The sequence below is a fragment of the Myxococcales bacterium genome, assembly GCA_016720545.1.
In the GTDB taxonomy this organism is placed as follows: Bacteria; Myxococcota_A; Polyangia; order Polyangiales; family Polyangiaceae; genus JAAFHV01.
Genome location: JADKKK010000001.1, coordinates 1 through 20,676, shown reverse-complemented (window position 1 = coordinate 20,676; position 20,676 = coordinate 1). Strand labels below are relative to the sequence as shown.

The window sequence follows — 20,676 nt, the reverse complement described above, 5'->3', positions numbered from 1 at the left end:
AGGAGACTCTCAGCCGGGGCTCTCGCGCGCCCTCAGGGAGCCCAGCCGAGGCGGATCAGCGCGTAGAACACCAGCAGCCGGGGCACGCGGAGGAGCACGAGCACCGCGTAGAGGCGGTAGGGCACGCGGTAGAGGCCCGCGAGATAACAGAGCAGCGAGAAGGGGACGGGCAGCACCGCGCCGACGGCGACGGCGTAGTAGCCGTACCGCGCGAAGAGCGGATCGATGAGGCCCCGCGAGCGCTCGATGCGGTGCCGAACGAGGGGCACGCGGGCGAGCGAGCCGGCCACGTGGTAGGCCACGTTCGCCGCGACCACCGACGAGAGGCAGATTACGGCGACCGACGGCCCCTGGGGCGCGCCGGCAGCCACTGACGTAAGTATGTAGAACTGCGGAGGAATCGGGGACATGAACGCGTCCGATAGGAACGCGCCGAGGGCCATCCCGCCGTAGCCGAACCGCCGCACGAACGCCTCCCCCAGGGCGCGGAGCTCGGGGCGAAAGAACGCAGCGCCCACGCTCACGCCCGCGAACACCGCGACGAGCGGGACCACCACCTGCGCGAGCCGCTTTGCGCTGGCGAGGGGGGCGCTCGCGTCGCCGGGGGTTGGGCCGGGCGGGGGCGTTGCGAGGGCGGGCTCACGGCGCGACGAGGGCACGGCGACGGTGTAGTCGGGCGGGCGCCCGGACACGAGCAGAACCGCGCCGGCTCGGGGAGGGGTCGCGCGGCGGGCGACCTCAGGGGACGACCAGCTCACCCTTCAGCAGGTCGAGGAGCGGTACGAGCTCCCGGCGGTGCTCGTCGACGAAGTTCGGTACCCACGGCTCCACGTCGCCGACCGCGCGCGGATCGGCGCGCTCGAGCCCCGCGAGGCCGTAGTGCTTCGCCACCTCGTCCAGGGTCGCGAAGCTGCCGCCGTGGCCGTAGGGCGCCGTGGCCGTCACGCCCCGGAGCGGCGGCGTGCGGAACGCACCCTCGAGCTCCCTGAGGTCTTTCGGCAGGGTCAGGGCCTGAAACGGGCCGTCGGCGTACTCGGGCTTGCGAAACTCGTGGGCGAGGAGCCGGGTGAGCCCCACGGAGGCGCCCGGGTCGGGCTCTCCGTCGCGGCGCCCCGTGGGCGCTCGAAGATTGTGGAACGCGTCATCCGTGAGGCGCGGGCCGTAGTGGCATTGCGCGCAGCCCGCGGTGAAGAAGATATGGAGTCCCTGCTTCTGGTCCGGGGTGAGGGCCGACAGGTCGCCGGCGACATAGCGGTCGATGGCATTCCCCCTCGCAGACAGAGTGCGCTCGAACGCCTCGATGGCTTTGGCGACTCGCACGAACACCTGATTGACCGCGGCCTTGTCGGCCGGCGCCATCGCGTCCCACGCCGGGTCTCCTGGTTTGCCGTTCGCGGGGAAGCGCGCGCGGTCGCCGAGCGGTGGCAGCGGGCTCGTGGGGAATACCGCGTCGTAGCGTGCTTTGTAGAAGGCCTCGATCGCGTGTGCGATGAAGAGCCGATTGGAGCCGATCTCGCCCGCGTCCTCGAAGGGGCCCGTGGCCTGGAGCCAGAGGGTGTCGGCGCGCCCGTCCCAGAACTGAAATCGCGCGTGGGAGGCGTAGAGCACGCTCGGGGTGTTGCGATCGCCCTCCGCGACGCCGCGGCCGCGCGGCCTCGCGTCGGCGAAGCCCTTGTCCGGTGCGTGGCAGGTCGCGCACGCGACGGTCCCGGTCGGGGACAGCCGCGTGTCGGAGAAGAGCTCCTTGCCGAGAGCGGCGGCGACCGGCGAGTCGGCGACCGCGTTCGTCGGGTCCTTCGGCGGGGGCCCCGGGAGCGTCATCTCTTTCAGCAGATCGAAGTGGTTCGTGGGGAAGATCTGGTCGACGTACTTCACGTCGGCGAACAGCGGCGGCGTCTGGCCGTCCAGCAGGGCGAGCTCGCGCCGCACCATGCTGTCGAGCATCTCGGGCTCCGGATCGGGGACGAACCGCCGCGCGAGCATGGTGCGCGAGTCCACGAGCACGAAGAACGGGAGCCGCCTGTCGCCGAGGCCGACGGACTGGAAGCGGTAGGCGGGATCGGCGACGACCGTGGGCGCGTGGGGCCCGAGCTCCGCCTCCATGCGCGCGAGATCGTCGCTCGTGTGCACGAGCACGTTGTTCTTGTCGGAGACCACGAGGTCGACCAGCTCGACGCGGTCCTCGAGGCCCTTCGGGATCACGTCTTGGGTGTGCCGCTGCGACCAGAGGCAGGTCCCGCAGAACGCCGCCGTGGTGCGGAAGAGCAGGATCTTCGAGCGCGGCGCGCAGGGATTGTACCGGCTCGCGAGCGAGAAGGTCCCGCCCCCCAGCTTGGGGAGCTCGAGCGCCGGCACCGTCGCGAACAGGTCGATTTTGGTGGCGGCCGGGTAAGGCGAGGGCTTGCCGTCGACGCAGAGCGAGGGCTTCGCCGCGTCTTTCCTGCCCCGTCGGCCGCGGTCGCGTCTTTGCCCGCGTCGAGCTCTTGGCCGAGCGGCTCGGGCGAGCACGCGCCGTAGAGCGCCGCGCCCGCCACGAGGAGGCCCGCGGAGATCGCGCGCCACCGCGTGGTTGCCGACGGGCGTTCGGAGCTCGGTCTGGAGCTCATCGCGCGCTACTTGGGATCGATTCGGAGGACTCGGCTCTCCACCCTGTCGACGATGTAGATCTTCTTGTCCGGTCCCACGCGGATGCCCCCGAGCGAGCCGGGCGCGAGGCCCGTGTCGAGGCGCTGCAGCTCCTTCCCGTCGAGCGAGAAGGCGTGGATTCTCGACGTGGCGTGGTCGGTCACGTAGAGAATGTCGGCGTTCAGCGTGATGCCCGAGGGCTCCTGGAGGCCGAAGGTGGCGGGCACGACGTCGGCCAGCGTGGCGCCGTCCATCTCCACCGCGACCGCCATCTTCTCCTTCGCGCGCACCTTCTTGGCCTCCGTGCCGGTCTTGGCGTCGAGTGAGAGGATGCGCTTGTTGCCCGTGTCGGCGACGTACACCATCTTGGTGTCGACCTTGTACGCGAGGTGGCTCGGCACCCCCTCGACGTAGCCAAGCTCGCCGCGCGCGTACTGGAACGACTCTCCGTCGGAGTGGTCGTCTTGGCCCACGTTGTGGTCGCGCTTGAAGTCGTAGAGGTCGATGCTCTTGTTGAATCCGCCCGTGACCCAGTACCGGTTCGCCGTCTCGTGGGTGATGCCCATGCACAGCGGCGTGTTGTGGAGCATGTCGAGGTGCGAGCCGAGCCCGATGGGGTCCTTCTTCGCGAAGATGGTGGGGTCCGAAGACCAGAGCGCGGGGCCCATGAAGTCGTTGGCAGAGCCGTTCGCGCGCTCGTTGCGCGACTCGCCGCAGGCCGCGAACGTGCCTGGCACGCCGAACGTGGTCTCGTTCCCCCCGAAGGCGATGCCGGTCGGGTTGGGCATGAAGTGAACGGCGGCGGGATCGCGCCGACGAACGGTGGCGCGCGCGTCGGTGGGCGCTTCGCTCACGGTGACGATGCTGTCGTCGCCGCGGTTCACCACCCACAGCTCCGTGGGCTTCATGGGGTTCCAGTCGAGGTCGGTGGGGTCCTTCAGGCCCGCGTCGGCGTTGGCGATCTCGGTCAGCGTGACCGAGCCTGGGGAGCCGTCGCCCTTCCCGAGCATAGGGGCCTTCGGCGGCGCGCTGCTCGCCGGCGGGGTGGGGGCGCCCGGGCCCTCCACGATGACCTCGGAGGTGCACGCCGAGCTGAGCCATGGGAACGAGAGCGCCGCGCCGCACAGGATGAACGTACCGAGCCTTGCCATGCGGGAACCCTTACCCATCCGCAAAGGGGTTTCAACGTTAATTACTTACTTGACGCTCCGCGCGCCGCGCCCGCCCGTGCGACGTCGCGATTGCTATTTTGAGCGCCCGATCGCATACCGCAGCGCATGGCGACCGACCTCTGCGTCCTCTACGAGCACCCCGAATGGCAGAAACCTCTCTTTGCCGCGCTCGAGCGCCGGGGGGTGCCGTTCACGGCCTTCGACTTGAAGGCCGCGACGTTCGACGTCGACCTCGCGCCTTCGGCCAAGCTCTACTTCAACCAAGCGAGCCCGAGCGCCTACGTGCGTGGCAACACGCGGGCGGTGCCGTTCGCGCTCTCGTTCATGCGCGCCCTCGAAATCGCTGGAGCGCGCGTGCTCAACGGCTCGCGCGCGTTCTCCCTCGAGCTCAGCAAGAGCGCGCAGGGCGCCCTCCTGAAGAAGCTCGGGATCGCGCACCCCCGCTCCCTCGCGTTCAACGACGTGAGCGCGGTGGCCCGGGCGTGGAATCTGTTCCCCGCGCTCCTGAAGCCCGAGCAAGGCGGCAGCGGCGCGCGCATGTTCCTGCTCGAGAGCCAGGCCGAGCTCGAGAAGACGCTCGAGCTAACGCCTGGGCTCTGGGAGCCCGACCACCTGCTGTTGATGCAGGAGCACTTCGAGGTTGAGCCGTCGCGCGGCATCGTGCGCATGGAGTTCTTGGGGGGCGAGCTGCTCTACGCGATGCGCGTCGTCTCGCACGGCGCGTTCAACCTGTGCCCCTCGGAGCTATGCAACCCGAGCGACGGCGGCGACGCCGCGTGCCACATCCCCGAGCAGCGGCCCGTGAAGCCCGTGGAGTTCTTCCCCTTCCAGGAGGTGCCCGCCGCCGCCGTGGAAGAGGGCCGGGCCATCGTCGCCGCCGGTGGCCTCGACGTCGCGGGGATCGAATACCTGGAAGCCAAGGACGGCCGCCGCATCTTCTACGACATCAACGCGAACTCGAACCTGCGGCCCGCGATCGCGCAGGCCTTCGGCTTCGATCCGTTCGAGCGGGTCGTGGACTACCTGGTCGGCGAGCTCGCGCGTGCCCAGTAGGCGCAGCAGGCGCGGCGACGCGGAGGCGCGCGGCGCTACTTGACCGCGCAGCCCTGCGCGGCCAGCGAGAGCACTCCGGCCGCGCTCGCCGTGAGGGCGCCCCCGGGGGTCACGGTGATCTTGCACGCGCCGCCGTCGGGCGCGCCCGCGGCCGAGTATTTCCCCTGGGGGACGAGGCCCACCACGTAGTGTGTGGTGGGGCCCGAGGGCGCCTTGTAGGAGAGCTTCTCGGGCGCCGCTCCTGCTCGAGACGGCCCCGACTTCGTGAACACCACGACCTCGTTGTCGACGCGCGCGCCCTCGACCCCCTCGCCGGCCACGGCCTCCGCGCCCGGCATCGCGTCGCCGCTCGCGCCGACGACCACGGTGTGCAGGAAGCGTCGCTCGGTGGCCCCCTTCGGAGAGGCGGTCTCGAGCCGCAGCCCGAACACGCCCTCGGCCGGATCGTTCTTCATGAAGATGTCGTCGGTCTTGAGCGACGGCTCCTTCACGAGCTTGAACGCGCTCCCGCTCGGCAGCAGCGCCGTGAGCTGCGCGCTCGAGGCGCCCACGTCGATGCGGAGGCTCGCGCCGGTGCCCTTGGGCTGCGCGCCGGCGTGCCCAGTCCATGTGACGCCGTAGCTGCCCTTGGCCACGGTCACGCGGTCGTACACCACGAGGCGCGACGCGCCAGGCGAGCGCACCGAGAACGCGCCGCGCGAGAAGAACCACTCGCGCTCGGCACGAGGGACGGCCTTGGCGCGCTTGTCGTCGGGGTCGTTGTCGTAGGCCGATCCGAAGCTGGCCATTCCGTACACGTAGCGCTGCGCGTCCTCGAAGCGAGGGACCCCGGCGGTGGCCCCGTAGATCGACTGGTTCGGGGTCTTCTTCATGAGCTCCTTCGCGTCGTCGACGAGGAGGCTGTTGTGGCTCATGGTGGAGTACGAGTCGTAGTCGCCGGGATCGGTGATGAGCAGGTCCTTGCCGCGCACCACCTCGAAGTGACCCTGATCCAAATGTTGGTGGTCGGAGTAGAAGGGAGAAGAGGTGAGGGTGGCCCACGAGGCCTCTTTTCCCCAGTCGGTGCGCGCGAGGATGGTGCCGGTACCTGGCGCGAAGTGGCTTGTCTTGCCCTTTCGCGGATCTTCGTCCGGGCGGCTTGGGTCGTTGGCAATGAACTCGAGCCAATGCCAGAGCGGATCGTCGGGCTTCTCGGTCAGGCGGGCGAGGAAGAGCGCGCGCTTCTGGGAGTCGGCGTCGGGCAGGGCGACCGAGAGGGCGAGGAATGGCCCCGGGCTAGGCCTCGCGGGCTTGTGGTTCCAGTCGCCGTTGTCGAACATGGTGAGGCCGTCGGGGTGCAGCGCGTGCGCCTGGAAGGCGATGGTCTCTCGGAGCCACGGGAGCTCGTCGGCGAGGCGGGGGTTGCCGCCTGGGGCGCGCGACTCGGCGTCGACGTGGAGCGCGATCGAGGGCGCGATGGTGCGCGCGTACTGCCAGCCCTCGGCGAAGTCGCCGCCCGCGTGCTTCTTGTACCCGGGGATGACCTCCTCTTGCCACATCTTGCGCGCGATGCCGCGGAGCTCGTTGCCCTTGGGGTCGTCTCCCGAGAACGCCGGCCCCGCGACTGCCACCGTCGCGAAGTGGCCCATGTAATGGTTGCCTATCGCGTCGCCGTTTCGATAACCGTCTTTCCGATACCATTTCAGATACGTGTACACGCGCTGGACGATGACCTTCTTCGCCGCCGCCGTGAGGGCGGGATTTTCGTGGAGCCAGTCGTACACGAGCGCGGGGAACACGCCGCGGTTGCGGATCGTGTAGCCCTCGTTGTGCTTGACGATGTTGTCGCCGCCCTTCTTGTCGCCGACCTTCTCCTTGTCCTCCACGAGCGCGACGGCGTACTTCACCGCGCCCTTCGCGTAGGTCTCTTTGCCTGTCATGGTGGCGCAGAGGGCGAGATCCGCGGCGGCGTGGCCCCAGTCTTCGGCCTCGTAGCCCGCCTCGATGTTCTCGCGCAGCGCGGCGTCGCAGCCCTGTTGGAGGCGCGCCCAGGCGGGGTTGTCCTCCTTGACCGCGCCCTTCAGCTTGGTGATGCGATCGGCCGAGAGGAGCACGCGCGGGTGGGGCCACGGCCCCTCTGGGTTGGCGACGGGGACCACCCGGCTGTCGTCGCGCGGGGTGCCCGAGCCGGGGCCGGGGTCGTCCTCGCCGTCGGCCGCGGGCGTCTTCGTGCCGAAGGGCGGCGGGAAGCGCTCTCGACAGCCGCCGCAGGCGACCAGGAGCGAGGCCAGACCGAAGAACACGAGGCGGGTCGCGGGCGTTCCCATGCCCGCAGACTATCACCGCTTCGTTGCGCTCGGCGTCGAGCGAGCGCGTCGCGTGGCGCGTGGCGCGCGGCGCTCAGCGTGGGCGGGGCGGCGCGTGCGCGGCTGGCGCGGCGGTCGGCCCGGGAGCGGCCGCGCCGGAGGGCGGGCTCGAGGGCGCGCTCGAGGACGACGAGGCAGAGGCGGTCGGCGCGCTCGCGGGGGCGGCCGGCGCGGGCTCGACGATCTTCGTGGGATCGCCCAGGAACTCGAAGTGCATGGTGTCCTGGAGCACGTCGTGACCGAGCCAGTAGAAGCCAAAGCGCTCGAAGATGGCCACCCAGCTCTTGGGCATCGCCATGCGCTCGTAGATGCTGCTCACCCGGCGCTGGCAGAGGGGGTGCTCGGTCCAGGGGGCCACGCACCCGCAGCAGGTGTTGAGGTGCGGCTCGATGTCGATGGCGATGCCATACACGTGGTTCGAGATCTCGCTGCCTCGGTAGGTGTTCGAGAAGCGAATGCCACCCATCGAGTGAGGGTGATATTCGTCCTTCGCGGGCGTGGCTTGCAGGGCCGCTTCGACGCAGCGGAGCGCGACGCCCACGTGCTTGTTCACGGTGGCCGTCATGCCCATGAACGAGACGGGCTCGGCGTAGAACCGGGGCGGGTGGGCGTTCCCCGAGGGGCTGCCGAAGCCGGGGAAATAGCCATAGTGCTCAGTGCGGTACTTGATGGCTTCGGCGAGCGCCTTGTTGGAGTCGGTGCCCTTCTTGAACCAATTGCCACGGATGAGGAACGCCTGTGGCGGCTGCTCGAGGCAGCGCATCGGCTTGCCGTCGACCTGTACGGTGAGCGGCGGGAGCGGGCGAGGGCTCTCTTCGGCCGGGGGATCGGGCGCGAGGGTGGGTCGCGGCTTGGGCGCGGCGGCGGCGGAGGCCTGCGCGGTGGGGCCCGGCTTGTGGCCTGGCCTGTGGCCGCCGGCGTGGGGCCCTTCAGCGACCGAAGCAGAGGCCGCCAGCAGCAGCGCGGCGCCAACGAACGCCGCGGTGCCGGCGCGCGCCGCGCGAGCCCCGGAGAACAGCACACGCTTCGCGGGTTGGGCTGGCTTGGCCATGGTGCCCACGGCATAGCGGAAACCCGCGCTATCGCCAAACGAAGCGGACCTCGGGGGCGTAACGGGAGTGCCCGCTCCCTGGATTGCCGCATCGTTGGAGCGATGTATGGTCCGCGAATGAAGCACACGCCGGCCCTGGCCACAGCCCTCGCCCTGCTCTCGCTCTCCGGAGTCGCGCGCGCCGCCGTCCCCGCGTTTCCAGGCGCGGAAGGCTTCGGCGCGGTCGCCACGGGCGGGCGCGGAGGCAGGGTCATCAAGGTGACCACGCTGAACCGCACGCCGGCTCGCTCCAGGCCGCGCTCGACACTCCGGGGCCGCGTATCATCGTCTTCGCGGTCTCGGGCGTGATCGCGGGCGGCGCGCCGCCTGGCCCGGGTCCCGGCCCGGGACCGGGCGCCGACGGGGGCGTCGATCCGACGACCGATGGCGGTGTTCCGGGTCTCCCGGGCCTCCCGGGTCTTCCGGGTGGCGGCGCCGGTGGGACCGATCCGGGCGCCTCGGGCGGGGGCAGCTCCGACGAGGGCGGCTGCGCGGTCGCGCCTACGTCCAATCGCGAGGCGGGCGGCCGGCTCTGCGCGCTCGCGGGCGTGATGGGTCTCGCGGTCGCCGTGGCGCGGCGCGCGCGCCGCCGGCTCTTCTAGACCGTCGAAGTCGAGGCCTCGCGGCGGAGCGTCACGACGTCGCGCGCGCCGACCTCGTAGACGCGAGGAGCGCGTAGACGCAGGGGAGCGCGACGGCGATCACCGCCTCGTCGCGCGCGCCGTGCACCTGGCCGACGGCGTCGCGGAGCGCGTCGTGCGCCTCGGGCCCGAGCGCGTCGAGCGCCCACGCGACGGTACGGAACGCGAGCTCGGCGTGACGCTCCTCGTCCTCCGCGATGCGCGAGAGCACCTCGCGCTCGACCGCGTCGCCGCGCTCGGCGCGCTCGCGGAGCTCGAGCGCGGCCCGTGTCTCTCCGACGCAGCCGCCGTGGAACGTCTCGGTGACGAGCGCCGTGACGGACCAGTCGATGGGCGCCGTGTCCAGCGGGAGCGGACCTGGCCCCACCGCGGGAGCGCCGCGTCGTCGAGCGAGCGCGAGGCACAAGCGTGCATGATGCACCTCGTCGATCGCGGCGGCGTGGGTGTCCCGGACGAGGTCGGCGGGGGCCCCGAGGGCCACGAGCTGCAGCGACGCGCGCCCGAAGGCGGCGATCGACGCGTGCTCGAACGCGGCGTCGACGAGGAAGCGCTCCGCGAGGGCCGCATCGGGTGGGGGCGTCCGCGTGGCGCTGAGCGCTGCGTCGTGCCAGTCGTCCCGCGGGGTGCGCGGCGCGAGGAGCGGCCCCTCGGCGCCCGGGAGGGGGCGCCCGCCGCCGCAGAAGGCGCGAGGCTCTTGGTAGCAGCACTGGCGCGCCTTTCGCGCCGTTCCGGAGCGAAGCGCGGTCTGTTCGGACGAAAACACCCCCCCGCGGTGGGGCAACGAGCCGGTCGACAGCCCTGGTGCATCTTGCTCGCAGTGCCCGTACGGGGCCGGCGCGGGGTGCTTCGGGGTCCCCGTCGGCGCGGGCACGCACATCACGGTGAAGCCGCACCCTCCGCCGGGAGGCCGACCGATGAGCCCGCCGAGATCGGCCGCGTCGGGGCTCGTCGGCGTCGCGACGCCGCTCGGCGTGGGTGTCGGCGTGGCAGTGAAGGGGGCGGTGGCGAGCGGCCCCGTGTCGCCGGGTGCGGGCGTCGCGTCGCGCGAGCACGCGACGGTCGGGAGCGCGGAGAGGCCGACGGCGAGGAGGACACGCGAGCGGAGACGATCGGAGCTCATTCGAGAGAGCGTAGCGCGCGGGGAGCGCGCGTTCGCGCTCGCGTTGCGAGGGTTCTTGCCGGCGCGCACACCGCCAGCTACGAGCGTGGAATGACCAGGTTCTGCGTGTACATCGCGACGAGCCTCGACGGCTTCATCGCCCGCGCCGACGGTGGTCTCGACTGGCTCTCGCTCGTCGAGGCGCCCGGCGAGGACTACGGCTTTCATGCGTTCCTCGAGGGGGTCGACACGCTGGTGCTCGGCCGCGCGACCTACGACGCGGTCCTCGGGTTTGGGCAGTGGCCGTACGCGGGAAAGCGGTGCGTGGTCCTGACCCACGGCGCCCTCACGTCGCGCCACGGCGAAGAGGCCTTCTCGGGCACCGCCGAGGCCCTCGCGGAGCGGCTCTCGACGGAGGGAGCGCGCCGTGTCTACGTGGACGGTGGCGTCGTGATTGGGCAGTTCCTCGACGCGGGCCTCGTGTCCGAGCTCACGCTCTCGGTCGTGCCCGTGCTCCTCGGCGGTGGGGTGCGGCTCTTCGGCTCTCGCGAGCGCGACGTGCGCCTCGATCTCGTAGGCAGCGCCGGGTTCCCGAGCGGGCTCGTGCAGAGCGAGTACCGCGTGCGCCGCGCGTGAGCGCCTGCCCTGGCCGCGCGCCCATCAGCGCGCGTCAGCGCTGGCGCGGAGCTGCCCGTCGACGAGGTCGAGGCGGTCCTGACCCCAATAGAGCTCGCCGTCGACGAAGAAGGTCGGAGCTCCGAACACGCCGCGCTCCACGGCGGCCTGGGTCGCGGCGATGAGCTCGGCCTTCACCTCGGGCGCCTGCGTCGCCGCGAGCACCTCGTCCGCGTCGGCGCCCACGCCCGCGAGGAGCGCCGCGAGCACCGCGTCGTCCGAGATGTCCCTGTCCTCGGCCCAGTAGGCGCGGAAGATCGCGTCGCGGATTGCGCGGTGCAGCGCCGGGGGCGCGGCGAGCGTGGCCCGCAGCGCCTTGATCGTGTTCATGGGGAAGCGCGTGGGGAACGTGAAGGGGACTCCCCAGTACTCGGCCCAGCGCGGCATGTCCGCCATGACGTAGGCCTGGCGCTCGGCGCTCCACGAGGCCATCGGCACATTCACCTGACCTATCGTCTTGAAGAGCCCGCCGAGCAACATGGGGCGGCTCACGACCGTCGCGCCGGCGCGCCGCGCGACCTCGTCCACCTTCGACATGCCGAGGTACGCGAAGGGCGAGGAGTAGTCCCAGTACGCCTCCACCACCCGGCCGCTCGGCGAGCCCGAGCGGTCCTCGCCGGGCACGAACGGCGCCCCCTCGACGAAGTGGAGCCGGTCCTGGCCCCAGTAGAGCTCGGTGCCATTGACGAAGAACGTCGGCGCGCCGAACACCCCGCGGCTCACCGCCTCGTCGGTGGCGGCGCGGAGAGCGTCCTTCACGGCCTGCGACTCGATGCGGGCGAGCACGTCGCTGGCGTCGTACCCGGCCGCGGAGACCACGTCGGCGATGGTCTCCTTCGCGCTCGGATCACGCCCCTCGACCCAGTAGGCGCGGAAGAACCCGTCGACCACGCGCACGTCCACGTCGCAGGCGATCGTGGCTCGGAGCGCCGCGACGGTCTTGCGCGGATGCTCGGCGGGGACGACGAGGGGCTCGCCGATGCGGGCGGCGGCGCGCGCCATGTCGGCGAGGTTGTGCGCGCTCTTCTGGGGCGAGAGCTGGTTCATCAAGTTCTGGGGAGTCCCTCGGGCCTGGAAGACGCCTCCAAGCAGGAAGGGCCGGTACTCGGGCGTGACGCCCATGCGGGCCGCGATCGCGGGCAGCTGCCGTGACGCGACGTACGCGTACGGGCAGGAGTAGTCGAAGAAGAACTCGAGGCGCTTCGCGGGGACGTGACGGGTCATCTCGCGCAGAGTAGCCGCGGAGCCCCCACGCGTCAGCCTCGGCTGCTGGGCCGCCGGCGGGCCCCGCTGGCGACGGGGCACGCCGCCGCGGGCGTTCAAGCCGCTCGTCGCCTCATGGGCACCGCGAGTTGCCACACTCGAGCGAGGGCTGGTAGGTCGCCGCGACCGGGGGACCCGGCCGAAACGCGAAGTACCCGGCGGTCGCGCCGCCCGCGAGGACGGCCGCGGTGGCGAGCCAGAAGATGGGGCTCGCGAACAGCGACGAGCTCTCCTCGACCTTTGCGGGGGCGGCGGCGGGGCGGGCCTCCACGAACGCGCTCCGTGGCACCGCGGCGCGTCCGACCTCGAAGAGGACGTTGTCGCGCTCGTCGACCGCCTGGGCGTAGTAGTCGAGCCGCGCCTTGCCCGGGGGCGCCGTCGGCACCTCGACCGCGACGCCGTCGCCCACGGCGACGGAGCCGAGCGTGAAGGCGCCCGTCGAGCCCCAGCGAAAGCCGACGCTGACCGCGCGAACGACCCTCGTTGGATCGCGCGTCGTCACCCGCAGCGTGCCCGGCTCGGTGCCCCGCACGACGGCGGTGATCTCGATCCCGGGCCTCGCGCCCTGCGCGCGCCAGAAGCCCCGCGCCTCGAGGAACGGCGTCTGCACCTTGGGGCCGAGGTTTGGGTCGACCGCGTAGCTCGGGTCGAAGCTGAGGAGCGCGATGAAGGCGTCCTTGGCCTGCTCGGCGTGGTCCAGCACGGCGTGGGTGACGGCGAGCACCTTGTACGTGCGCACGAGCTCGTCGTGCGAGAGGCCCCGCCCCTTCTGCGCGATGCGCTCGGCCCCGACGTTGGCCTGTTCGTAGTCGAGCTTCGCGTACTGCTGCTCGACGGCGGCGACGTCGGCCGCCGAGGGGACCCGCTCGGCCACCGGCGCCTTGGGCGCGGCGAGGGCGCTCGACCCCGCAGGGACGAGGACCGCCGCCGTCAGCGCCGAGAGCGCGATCGCTCGGACGGCTCGTGCACGCACACCCACCATGACGGGCATGGTACCACGTGCTCGCGCGCCGCGGGTCTTGCGCCTGGCATGCACTCAACAGCGCGAAAAGATTGGTGAATGCTCAGCGAATGACGGGCGACTCCTGCGCGCACTTGCCGAGGATGCAGCGCTGCTTCGGATCGCAGCAGTCCGCATCGACCGAGCACTTCTCGAACTCTTCGACGCACGTGGTGCCCGGCGGCTTGTCTCCACACACGAGCCCGCCCGCGTCGCCGGCCTGGCGGCAGAAGCCGTTGCAGCATTCGTCGCCGGTCTCGCACGAGGTGCCGTTGGGCTTGCACGGGTCGACCACCCAGAAGCCGCGGGTGTTGCCCGCCGAGAGCTCCTGCCCTGGCATGTAGAACGCCGGGTGGCTGGGATCGGCGTTCCCCGCGGGAGCGTTGATGTCGATGGCCGCGACCCACAGCTTCTTCTGCGGTCCGCCACCGTCGCCGGACGGGCCCCACGGCTTGTCCGTCAGCAGGTTGCCGTAGAGGCGACGCGAGGTGAACACGACCCAGTAGTAGCCGCCCGAGGGCACGGGGTTGACGGTCGGTTGGTAGTTCAGCTGCGAGTCGTTGGGGTGGTCGGGGCTCGTCGGCGCGAAGCCCACGCCGTTGGCGGCGTCGAGTCTGCGAGCGCTCGGCGCAGCGCCGTCGCGGGCGGCCCACAGCTCGGCCTTCGCGCCGAACCACGTGGAGATCTGGCAGTTGTTGAGGCTGGTTCGGTCCAGCGTGCGGTTGCCCGCGGTGCCCGGTCCGCAGTCACCGGCGAGCACCTGGTTGTTGAACACCACCGCCTTGCCGTCCGGGAGGAAGGAAGGCCACGACGGGTAGCGCGCCGGATCGCGGTAGACCTCGCGGAGGCCCGAGAACGCGCGCGGGCCGCCGGCTGCGCACGCCGTGGAGCCTGCGGCCGCGCCGCAGTTGAAGTCCATGATCGTGAGCGAGCGGCCTGCGCCGGCCGTGACGCCGCCGGCGCCGGTGCCCTCCCAGAAGTTGAACGCGACCTTGCGGCCATCGGGCGAGAACGTGGGGGTCACGGCGCTGTTTACGACGCCGGTGAGGCCAGTGCTGGCGACGACGCCGCCGCCCGCGCGCGCGAACAGCGCCGCGTCGGACTGCAGGAACGCCTCGCGCGCAAAGCGGGACCCCGCGAGCGCGAACGAGCCGTCCGGATAGGGCGCCGACCAGTTGAAGCGGCGATCGAGCGCGGGCGTCGAGGCGCCGTCGTACACGGTGCGTGTGGCGTACGAGCTCGACGAGCGGAGATCGTACGAGGCGCCGCGCCGGTAGTCGTCGGGGCCGCTCGGGTACACGAGCTTGCCGTCCTGGGCCCAGAGGGTGGATCCATCGGCCGACACGGTGTGGCAGACGTGGCACTTGCCCGCGGCGCCGGGGATCGCGAGCACCGGATCGGGCGAGCGCGGCTTGATGGCGATGACGCCGCCGTTCTCGCCGGTGCCGCCCCCGGTGAGGCTCGAGTCGTAGGAGTTGTAGTAGACGATGCCCTTCAGCACGCCCGAGGCGACGCGCCAGGTCTCGCGGATCGGGCCGTATACCTTGTCCTCCGCGGCGGAGTAGATCTTCACCTCGACCACGAGGTCGTCGCCCTGGTTGCCGCCGGTGGCGGTCTTCCAGGGGATGTCCTCGAGGCGCACGCGCTTGCGCGCCGCGCTCCCCACCGGCAGCCCCGCGAACGAGTACGTGCCCTCGAAGCTGTAGTTGCCCTGCGAGAGCTTCACGTAGACCGCCGCCGCTTCGCGCGTGGTCTGCCACATGAGGAGCGGCGCCAGGAGCCCGCGGGGCCAGACGGTCTTGTCGTACGGGTAGAGGTAGCCGAGCTCCGCGGGGCTCGCGGGCGCGTTCGACTCGGTCTTCAGCTTGTTCCGCACCGCGGCCGTGACCGCCGGGCCGAGCGGCTCTCCGCCCACGCCTCCGAGCCCGCCCGAGCCGCCGCCGGCGTCGACCCCGGTCGGTGCGCCGTTCTGCGTGGCATTGACAACTACCTTGACCTTCGCGGAGCCCTCGCGCGCGCCGAAGCGCGCCGTGATCGTGCCCTCGCCCACGTTGCGCCCGTTCGCTTGGAATGCGCCGCTCGCGCTCACCGCGCCGAGCTCGCCGCGGTCGAAGAGCCACGTCGCGGTGACGGGCTGACCGCTGTACGAGGCCGTGAAGGCGACCGGCGCGTTCAACGTGGCGACGCCGTCGACGAGAGTGACGTTGATGGTGGCCGAGGCCGGGCTGACCACGAGCCGCCCCAGCGCGTCCGGGTCGGAGTCGCGCGGAGGCGGCTGGCTGTCACCCGTCGGGTCGAACGTGCCCGGCGGCGGGAGGACGGGGACGCTTCCCGCTTCGCCGAGGCCGCTGTCGAACTGCGAGTCGGGCTCGGCGCTGCCGCAGCCCGCCTGGGCGGCGACGCCGGCCGACACGAGCGAGAGCAGGACGAGCAGGGTGCGGCGAATCGGACGAAGGCGAGTCATTTCGGTGGAATGTGCCCGCTCGTCGGCCTCGGCGCAACGACCGAGGTCAACGCTCGAGCTCAGCGCCCGAGGTCAGCCCTCGTAGACCTCGTCCTGCTCGATGCGGGACAGGACCCAGTCGAACTGCCCCGCGGTGACCTTCGTCTGGCAGTGCGTGCAGTCGCCCGCCATGCTGATCGCCAGCGGCGCGCCGCACCGTGGGCAGTGCGGATCGGTGCGAGGCGCTCCCTGGCCTGGGCGCTCCGAATGAACGTCCAGTACTCCGAGTAGCGGCGCTCGGTCTGCCGGTCGCCGGCGACGACCGCGCCGGTCGCGTCGGCGAGGGTGTAGTCGAGGCTCGCTGCGTAAATGCGCACGGTGACGGCGTCGAAGTAGGTGTCGGAGGTGACGCGCGCGAGCTCGACGTGGAGGAGCCGCGGGTTCTCCGTGACGTTGCGCAGGTGCTGCTTCACGTACTCGGTGACCCAATAGGTCTGCGTGGTGAACAGCGCGTCGCTCAGGAAGGGGCGCATGCCGGCGAGATCGCGCCCCGACCACGCCCCCTGGAACGTGAGGAAAATGTGCTGAATTCGGGCAGTGAACGCCGGCCACGCGAACGACGGATCGCGGGCGCGGAGGGCGTCGAGGCGCGCGACCGCCTGCGGGTCGACGACGGTGGGCCAGTCGGTGCCCTCCTCGGGGCTGTCGCCGGTGAGCATGGGGCCTCGCCGCTCGGTCTCGAGCACGTCGATCCGCTGCACCACCCAGTCGAACGCGCCGGTGGCGACCTCCTGGCTGCAGTACTTGCAGCGGCCGGCGAGGATCGCGTCGAGCGGCGCCGAGCAGCTCGGGCACGTGAACACGCGGGCCTTGTCTGGGGAGCGCGATTTCGCGCCCTTCGCCCGGCGCAGCACCCAGCGCTCGCGGGTGTAGATCGCCTCTTCTCGACCCGCGGCGTCCCGTCGCGAGAGGTTGGCCTCGACGACGACCGCCACGGAGACGGAGCGCGCGGCCGCGTCTTCGAGGCTGTCGACCTCGTCGATGCGGAGGGCGCCGATGAGCGCCGTGGTCGTGCCGGCGAGGCCTCGAGCCGTGAGCGCCGCCGCGGCTTCAGGCATCACGTACGCCTCGAGCCCGCCGAGGTTGCCCCGGCCGACGGCGAGCACGACGTCCGTGTAGAGTGCAGACAAGAAGTCCTCGAAGACGATGACCGAGAAGGTCGGATCGTGGGCCTCGAGGCCGCGCAGCGCGTCGCGCAGCGAGCGTCGTCGCCGCGTCGGCGGCGGGTGCCACTGGGGCGGGGGCATCGGGACCCGCGGTCCGGTTCCGCTCGTCCAGTTGCTCTGCCCGCGGCGGCTCGCGGCCTGCACCACCACGATGACGCCGATCACGATCAAGAGCACGACGATGCCTGCGGGCGAGAGCGAGCCCCCCGAGCTGCCTCCCGAGCTGCGCGAGCCGCCGGAGCTCCCGGAGCTGCGCGAGCCCGAGCTGCCGGAGCTGCGTGAGCCGCCGGAGCTGCGCGAGCCGCCAAAGCTCTGCCCGCCGCCGGGTCGGCCGAGGGCGAGGGCGGGCGGCGCGACCAGCGCGAGGCACGCGAGCACGGCCAGGTACGTGGGGAGCTTTGCGAGGCGCGCGACGCCCGGCAGTCGGCGTCTCATACGACCTCGTCGGGCAGCTCGTTCACGTTATCGGCGGCGCGGGCGGGAGGGGGCAGGGCCGCGGCGAGCCCTGGCCCGAGGGCCTCGAGCTGCCGCGTGAAGCCGTCGACGTCGCCCCGGATGAGCGCGGCCTCGAGGGCGCGCCGGGCCTCCGTGAGGGTGGCCTCGAGCGCGTCGGGGACGCCGACGTCGGGCAGCAGCGCCACCATGCGCTCGAAGGCCGAGACGTACACGAGGATGCCCGTGCGTCCCCGAGTCGCGGAAATTTTACCGCGGTAAAACTGTGATGCCGCGCCCGCCTCGACCGCGGCCCGCCGGCGGGGCTCGCGCACGAGGCGGGACTTCACGGTCCACAGCTGCGAGGTGACGAGCGCCGCGAACGCGAACGCGAAGACGACCTCGAGCGGGAAGAGGTGCTCGTCGAGCTCGGCGGGGTGGAAGATGACGACCGTGAGCGTCAGCGCCGAGGCCACGAACCCGACGAGGTAGTCGACGTCGCGGTAGGTGTCGGAGCGATCGCGGACCGCGACCACGATCTCGACGGAGCTCTGGGCCTCGACCGCCTTCACCGCGGCCTTCACCTTGTCTTTGGCCAGGGGGTCGAAGAACGGATGCATGCGCGTCTCCAGACTACCCCATCCGAGGCGCGCCGCGCGCCCGTCGCTGCTTCGCGCTTCCTATGGCCGCCGGGGTCCGCTATTCGCGCCGCATGTCCGTGAAGAAGCAGCCGCGCGCGGCCCTCGAGCTCGACAGCCTGGTGGTCGAGGGCGCCCGGCAGCACAACCTCGACGTGCCGTACCTCGCCGTCCCGAAGCGCGCCGTGGTGGTGTTCTCCGGACCGAGCGGCTCGGGCAAGTCGAGCCTCGCGTTCGACACCATCTACGCGGAGGGCCAGCGTCGCTACATCGAGACGCTGTCGTCGTACGCGCGGCAGTTCCTCGGGCAGCTCGATCGCCCTGACGTCGACCGCATCCGGGGGCTCTCCCCCACCATCGCCATCGAGCAGAAGAGCGCGAGCCACAACCCCCGCTCGACCGTGGGGACCATCACCGAGGTGTACGACTACCTGCGCGTGCTCTATGCGCGGGCGGGCACGCAGCGCTGCGTGGAGTGCGGCCAGCCGGTGCGCGCGCGCTCGGCCGACGACGTCACGCGCGAGGTGCTCTCGTCGCTCGCCGGCCAGCGCGTCGATGTCCGCGCGAGGCTCGTCGAGCACCGCAAGGGCGAGCACCGCGACGTGCTCGAGGGGCTCGTGAAGCGCGGCTTCGTGCGCGTCGTGATCGATGGCGCCGCGCTGCGGCTCGACGGCGAGCTGCCGTCGCTGAAGAAGAACGAGAAGCACACCGTAGACCTCGTGCTCGATCGCGTGCAGGTGTCCGAGGCCGATCGCGCCCGGCTCGCCGAGGCGCTCGAGGCCGGGCTCCGCGAGGGCCAGGGCGAGGTGCTCCTCGCGGTGCCGGGCGAGGAGGCCCCCCGCCGCTACTCCGCGCTCCGCGCGTGCTGCGGGCGGAGCTATCCTGAGCTCACCCCGCAGGCGTTCTCGTTCAACGGCCCGCTGGGCATGTGCCCTGCGTGCGCGGGGCTCGGCGTGCGGCTCGAGGTCGACCCCGAGCTCGTCGTGCCCGACCCCACGCTCACCCTCGCCGAGGGCGCGATCGTGCCGTGGGCGAGCGCGATGAGCCGCAAGGAGGGGTGGGTCTATCGCATCCTCCAGGCCGCCACGAAGGCCGCGAAGGTGTCTCTCGACACGCCCTACAAGCGGCTCACGGCGGCCCAGAAGAAGACCCTGCTCTATGGCCTCGACGGCGACAAGCTGATGGTCTCGTGGGGCAAGGAGGGCTCCGGCAGCCACGGCACCTTCGGGGTGCGCTTCGAGGGCGCGGTCCGCCACCTCGAGCGGCTGTATCACGAGACGAAGAGCGAGTCGCAGCGTGAGAGCTACCGGCGCTTCTTCCGCGAGCGCGAGTGCCACGCGTGCGGCGGCCGGCGCCTGCGCCCCGAGAGCCTCGCGGTGGAGCTCGGCGGCCGCTCGATCGCCGACGTGGGGCGATTGTCGGTGCGCGACGCCGCGGCGCACCTCCGCGCCCTCGAGCTCGACGCCGCGGGGCGCAAGGTCGCAGGCCCCGCGCTGGTGGAGGTGCTCTCGCGCCTCGGGTTCCTCCTCGACGTCGGCCTCGACTACGTCTCGCTCGAGCGCAAGGGGCCCACCCTGAGCGGCGGCGAGGCCCAGCGCATTCGACTCGCGAGCCAGCTCGGGTGCGAGCTCTCGGGGGTGATGTACGTCCTCGACGAGCCCAGCATCGGCCTCCACCCGCGCGACAACGCGCGCCTCATCCGCACGCTCCACCGCCTCCGCGATCTCGGCAACAGCGTGCTCGTGGTGGAGCACGACGAAGAGACCCTCCGCGCCGCCGATCGCGTGGTCGATTTCGGCCCAGGCGCGGGCCACTTGGGGGGGCGCGTCGTGGCGGAGGGCACCGCCGCGGCGCTCGAGTCGAACCTGGCGAGCCTCACCGGCGGCTACCTCTCCGGGCGTCTCGCGATCGAGGTGCCGTCGGTGCGGCGGGAGAGCAAAGAAGCGCTCGTCGTGGCGGGCGCTCGCGAGAACAACCTGAAGGGCGTCACCGCGCGCTTCCCGCTCGGCGCCATGACGTGCGTCACCGGGGTCAGCGGCGCGGGCAAGAGCTCCCTCGTTGGGCAGATCTTGCTGCCGGCGCTCGCGCGCGCTCTCCACGGGAGCGACGGGCGCGTGGGCGCTCACGACGCCATCGAGGGGCTCGAGCACTTCGACCGGGTGGTGGCGATCGATCAGCAGCCGATCGGCCGGACGCCGCGCTCGAACCCGGCCACGTACACGAAGGCGTTCGACCTCATTCGCGAGATCTTCGCGCAGCTCCCCGACGCGCGGGCCCGGGGCTTCGAGGCCGGGCGATTCTCGTTCAACGTGAAGGGCGGGCGCTGCGAGGCCTGTCAGGGCGACGGCACCGTGCGCGTCGAGATGCACTTCCTCGCCGACGTGTTCGTGACCTGCGAGGTGTGCGCGGGCGTGCGCTACAACCAGGCGACGTTGGATGTAAAATACAAGGGGAAGAGCATCTCCGACGTGCTGGCGATGAGCGTCGACGACGCGATCGCGCTGTTCGCGGCCTACCCCGCGCTCCTTCGCGTGCTGCGCACTCTGTCGGAGGTAGGGCTCGGGTACATGCTCTTGGGCCAGCCGGCGCCCACCCTGAGCGGCGGCGAGGCGCAGCGCGTGAAGCTCTCGCGCGAGCTCGGCAAGGCGCAGGCCGCGCGGAGCCTGTACGTGCTCGACGAGCCCACCACGGGGCTCCACATGGACGACGTGCGAAAGCTCCTCGGGGTGCTCTCGCGCCTCGTCGATCGCGGCGCGACGGTGATCGTGATCGAGCACCACCTCGACGTGGTGAAGTGCGCCGACTGGGTGGTCGACCTCGGCCCCGAGGGCGGCGACGCGGGCGGCTACGTGCTCGCCCAGGGCACACCGGAACAGCTCGCGCAGAGCGCCACGTCGGCCACGGGCGGGTTTCTCAAGGCGGTGCTCGCGCGAGGTCGCGCGGTCAAGGCGACGGGGCGCGGGACCCGAAAGCC

15 protein-coding genes and 1 pseudogene are annotated in these 20,676 nt (G+C 71.7%); 5 read left to right on the top strand and 11 right to left on the bottom strand.

Annotation, left to right across the window (positions count from 1 at the left end):
- Nucleotides 1-32: 32 nt before the first annotated feature.
- The 3 genes from IPQ09_00080 to IPQ09_00070 form a co-directional block, all read right to left on the bottom strand.
- A complete protein-coding gene (locus IPQ09_00080) occupies nucleotides 33-554 on the bottom strand; it encodes a VTT domain-containing protein (GenBank protein ID MBL0192618.1) in 522 nt (173 codons plus the stop codon).
- Nucleotides 555-738: 184 nt separating this feature from the next.
- A complete protein-coding gene (locus IPQ09_00075) occupies nucleotides 739-2,508 on the bottom strand; it encodes a hypothetical protein (GenBank protein ID MBL0192617.1) in 1,770 nt (589 codons plus the stop codon).
- Nucleotides 2,509-2,612: 104 nt separating this feature from the next.
- Nucleotides 2,613-3,776: a hypothetical protein gene (locus tag IPQ09_00070; protein ID MBL0192616.1), complete on the bottom strand. Its 1,164-nt coding sequence runs from the start codon at nucleotides 3,774-3,776 to the stop codon at nucleotides 2,613-2,615.
- A gap of 126 nt (nucleotides 3,777-3,902) precedes the next feature.
- On the opposite strand from IPQ09_00070, the gene IPQ09_00065 reads away from it, so the two are divergent.
- Nucleotides 3,903-4,850 carry a hypothetical protein gene (locus IPQ09_00065; GenBank protein ID MBL0192615.1) on the top strand — a complete coding sequence of 316 codons (948 nt, stop codon included), beginning with the start codon at nucleotides 3,903-3,905 and terminating at the stop codon, nucleotides 4,848-4,850.
- 35 nt (nucleotides 4,851-4,885) lie between these two features.
- On the opposite strand, the gene IPQ09_00060 is transcribed toward IPQ09_00065, so the two are convergent.
- Together IPQ09_00060 and IPQ09_00055 are read right to left on the bottom strand one after the other, a co-directional pair.
- Nucleotides 4,886-7,156 (bottom strand): heparinase II/III family protein, encoded by a 2,271-nt coding sequence (locus IPQ09_00060; protein ID MBL0192614.1) that lies wholly within the window; start codon nucleotides 7,154-7,156, stop codon nucleotides 4,886-4,888.
- Nucleotides 7,157-7,229: 73 nt separating this feature from the next.
- A complete protein-coding gene (locus tag IPQ09_00055; protein ID MBL0192613.1) occupies nucleotides 7,230-8,246 on the bottom strand; it encodes a M15 family metallopeptidase in 1,017 nt (338 codons plus the stop codon).
- Between the two features lie 153 nt (nucleotides 8,247-8,399).
- On the opposite strand from IPQ09_00055, the pseudogene IPQ09_00050 reads away from it, so the two are divergent.
- Nucleotides 8,400-8,602, top strand: a pseudogene (locus tag IPQ09_00050) (pectate lyase).
- Entirely contained in the window at nucleotides 8,591-8,887 is a 297-nt protein-coding gene (locus IPQ09_00045) for a hypothetical protein (protein ID MBL0192612.1), read from the top strand. Before IPQ09_00050 ends, IPQ09_00045 begins: the two are co-directional and overlap by 12 nt.
- Nucleotides 8,888-8,918: 31 nt before the next feature.
- Here the strand turns inward: IPQ09_00045 and IPQ09_00040 are convergent, their stop codons facing one another.
- Nucleotides 8,919-10,046 (bottom strand): ferritin-like domain-containing protein, encoded by a 1,128-nt coding sequence (locus IPQ09_00040; protein MBL0192611.1) that lies wholly within the window; start codon nucleotides 10,044-10,046, stop codon nucleotides 8,919-8,921.
- A 90-nt stretch (nucleotides 10,047-10,136) separates the two neighbouring features.
- Between IPQ09_00040 and IPQ09_00035 the strand changes: the two genes are divergently transcribed.
- Entirely contained in the window at nucleotides 10,137-10,661 is a 525-nt protein-coding gene (locus tag IPQ09_00035; protein ID MBL0192610.1) for a dihydrofolate reductase, read from the top strand.
- Nucleotides 10,662-10,685: 24 nt separating this feature from the next.
- Here IPQ09_00035 and IPQ09_00030 read toward each other — a convergent pair whose 3' ends face one another.
- The 5 genes from IPQ09_00030 to IPQ09_00010 all read right to left on the bottom strand — a co-directional run bounded on the left by IPQ09_00030 (nucleotide 10,686) and on the right by IPQ09_00010 (nucleotide 17,684).
- The gene (locus IPQ09_00030; protein ID MBL0192609.1) at nucleotides 10,686-11,924 is read right to left on the bottom strand and encodes a 2-hydroxychromene-2-carboxylate isomerase; all 1,239 of its coding nucleotides are present in this window, start codon (nucleotides 11,922-11,924) and stop codon (nucleotides 10,686-10,688) included.
- A 112-nt stretch (nucleotides 11,925-12,036) separates the two neighbouring features.
- Complete coding sequence (locus IPQ09_00025; GenBank protein MBL0192608.1) at nucleotides 12,037-12,945, bottom strand: hypothetical protein; 909 nt, start codon at nucleotides 12,943-12,945, stop codon at nucleotides 12,037-12,039.
- Nucleotides 12,946-13,027: 82 nt separating this feature from the next.
- On the bottom strand, nucleotides 13,028-15,427 hold the full coding sequence (locus IPQ09_00020) for a PD40 domain-containing protein (protein ID MBL0192607.1): 2,400 nt from the start codon (nucleotides 15,425-15,427) through the stop codon (nucleotides 13,028-13,030).
- Nucleotides 15,428-15,486: 59 nt separating this feature from the next.
- Entirely contained in the window at nucleotides 15,487-17,067 is a 1,581-nt protein-coding gene (locus IPQ09_00015) for a Tim44 domain-containing protein (protein ID MBL0192606.1), read from the bottom strand.
- Nucleotides 17,064-17,684, bottom strand: a complete 621-nt coding sequence (locus IPQ09_00010) for a hypothetical protein (protein MBL0192605.1) — start codon at nucleotides 17,682-17,684, stop codon at nucleotides 17,064-17,066. Before IPQ09_00010 ends, IPQ09_00015 begins: the two co-directional genes overlap by 4 nt.
- 62 nt (nucleotides 17,685-17,746) lie before the next feature.
- On the opposite strand from IPQ09_00010, the gene uvrA reads away from it, so the two are divergent.
- A partial coding sequence (gene uvrA, locus IPQ09_00005) for an excinuclease ABC subunit UvrA (protein ID MBL0192604.1) occupies nucleotides 17,747-20,676 on the top strand: 2,930 nt, incomplete at its 3' end.